Source organism: Micrococcus sp. GbtcB5 (genome assembly GCF_019091605.1).
Lineage (GTDB): Bacteria > Actinomycetota > Actinomycetes > Actinomycetales > Micrococcaceae > Micrococcus > Micrococcus luteus.
Window position 1 is genome coordinate 2032 of the sequence record NZ_JAGXJK010000049.1, and the last position, 2843, is coordinate 4874.

Genomic DNA, 2843 nt, shown 5'->3' on the forward strand with positions numbered 1-2843 from the left:
CCTCCTTTCTAAGGAGCATCAGTGCCCGTTGCATCACCGCGTGTGTGATGGCGGGTTGCTCATGGGTGGAACATCAATGAATGGTGCCAGTGGTGGTGCCGGCAGTGCTCGAGTACGTCATGCCTGTGAGGGTGTGGTTGGAATGGGTGGTGTTGGTGGCTGCGAGCTGGTGTTGGCACACTGTTGGGTCCTGGAACAGCAGGCACCCTGATCTGTGAGGGTTGGGGTTGTTGTTTCTGGTCTCCGTATCTTGTGAAGCTGGCCTTGTGGGTTGGTGGATGGGGTGTGGGTTGTTGTTTGAGAACTGCATAGTGGACGCGAGCATCTTATTTTTTTGTTGCTGCATCGTTGATCGCACTGTCCCCCCTGGGGTGGTGTGTGAGGTGTGGTGATGCCGAGAATGACATCTTAGTTAGATATTGCTCATTTGAGGACTTTCATTGTGTGTGAAAGTTTCCAAGGGCGCATGGTGGATGCCTTGGCAACAGGAGCCGAAGAAGGACGTGGGAATCTGCGATAAGCCTGGTGGAGTCGATAACCGGACGTTGAGACCAGGATTTCCGAATGGGGAAACCCCGCACGACGTGTCGTGTGACCCCCGGTTGAACACATAGACCGGGTGGAGGGAACGTGGGGAAGTGAAACATCTCAGTACCCACAGGAAGAGAAAACAAAAGTGATTCCGTTAGTAGTGGCGAGCGAACGCGGATGGGGCTAAACCGTATGTGTGTGATACCCGGCAGGGGTTGCATGTGCGGTGTTGTGGGCCCCTCCTTGTCATGTCTGCCGGCATGGCGCAGTGAGGTGCGGGCATATAGACGAACCAGTGTGGATGCTGGACCGTAGAGGGTGAGAGTCCCGTAGTCGAAATGTGTTCCGCCGCTGTTGGGGGGTTGCCCGAGTAGCACGGGGCCCGAGGAATCCCGTGTGAATCTGCCAGGACCACCTGGTAAGCCTGAATACTACCTGTTGACCGATAGCGGATCAGTACCGTGAGGGAATGGTGAAAAGTACCCCGGGAGGGGAGTGAAATAGTACCTGAAACCATGTGCCTACAAACCGTTGGAGCCTCCTTGTGGGGTGACAGCGTGCCTTTTGAAGAATGAGCCTGCGAGTTAGTGATACGTGGCGAGGTTAACCCGTGTGGGGAAGCCGTAGCGAAAGCGAGTCTGAATAGGGCGATTGAGTCGCGTGTCCTAGACCCGAAGCGGAGTGATCTACCCATGGCCAGGTTGAAGCGCGTGTAAGAGCGCGTGGAGGACCGAACCCACTTCAGTTGAAAATGGAGGGGATGAGCTGTGGGTAGGGGTGAAAGGCCAATCAAACTCCGTGATAGCTGGTTCTCCCCGAAATGCATTTAGGTGCAGCGTCACGTGTTTCTTCCCGGAGGTAGAGCTACTGGATGGACGATGGGCCCTACAAGGTTACTGACTTCAGCCAAACTCCGAATGCCGGGAAGTGAGAGCGTGGCAGTGAGACTGTGGGGGATAAGCTTCATAGTCGAGAGGGAAACAGCCCAGACCACCGGTTAAGGCCCCTAAGCGTGTGCTAAGTGGGAAAGGATGTGGAGTTGCTGAGACAACCAGGAGGTTGGCTTAGAAGCAGCCACCCTTGAAAGAGTGCGTAATAGCTCACTGGTCAAGTGATTCCGCGCCGACAATGTAGCGGGGCTCAAGTACACCGCCGAAACCGTGGCATTCAGTTTTGCTGGATGGGTAGGGGAGCGTCGTTCACGAGGTGAAGCCAGCGGGTAACTTCTGGTGGATTGTGGACGAGTGAGAATGCAGGCATGAGTAGCGAAAGACGGGTGAGAAACCCGTCCGCCGGATGACTAAGGGTTCCAGGGTCAAGCTAATCTGCCCTGGGTAAGTCGGGACCTAAGGCGAGGCCGACAGGCGTAGTCGATGGACAACGGGTTGATATTCCCGTACCAGTGAAGAACCGCCCATGCTGAGCCGGTGATACTAACCGCCCGAACCATCCCGATCCTCGTCTTTGACGGGGACGGTGGTGGGGAGCGCGGGACCTGAACCGGGGAGGCAAGCGCATTAACAGGTGTGACGCAGGAAGGTAGCCGGGCCGGGCAATGGAAATGACCTGGTCTAAGGGTGTAGGGCTGCCGGTAGGTAAATCCGCCGGCTGTATGCCTGAGACCTGATGGGCGCCCACATGGTGGGTGATCCGGTGATCCTATGCTGCCTAGAAAAGCATCGGCGCGAGGTTCAAACTGCCCGTACCCTAAACCGACACAGGTGGTCAGGTAGAGAATACTAAGGCGATCGAGAGAATCATGGTTAAGGAACTCGGCAAAATGCCCCCGTAACTTCGGGAGAAGGGGGGCCCCAACCTTGAGCACCACTCGCTGGTGTGAGGGGATCGGGGCCGCAGAGACCAGGGGGAAGCGACTGTTTATCAAAAACACAGGTCCATGCGAAGTCGTAAGACGATGTATATGGACTGACTCCTGCCCGGTGCTGGAAGGTTAAGGGGACCCGTTAGCTTCGGCGAAGCGGAGAACTTAAGCCCCAGTAAACGGCGGTGGTAACTATAACCATCCTAAGGTAGCGAAATTCCTTGTCGGGTAAGTTCCGACCTGCACGAATGGAGTAACGACTTCCCCGCTGTCTCAACCATGAACTCGGCGAAATTGCATTACGAGTAAAGATGCTCGTTACGCGCAGAAGGACGGAAAGACCCCGTGACCTTTACTATAGTTTGGTATTGGTGTTCGGTGTGGCTTGTGTAGGATAGGTGGGAGACTGTGAAGCGGGCACGCCAGTGTTCGTGGAGTCATCGTTGAAATACCACTCTGGTCACTCTGGATATCTAACTTCGGCCCGTGA

Annotated in this window: 1 rRNA gene; it reads left to right on the forward strand. The window is 55.6% G+C overall.

The features are described from left to right. Positions 1-446: 446 nt before the first annotated feature. Positions 447-2843: ribosomal RNA gene (locus tag KVS67_RS11125) — 23S ribosomal RNA — on the forward strand; the annotation flags it as partial.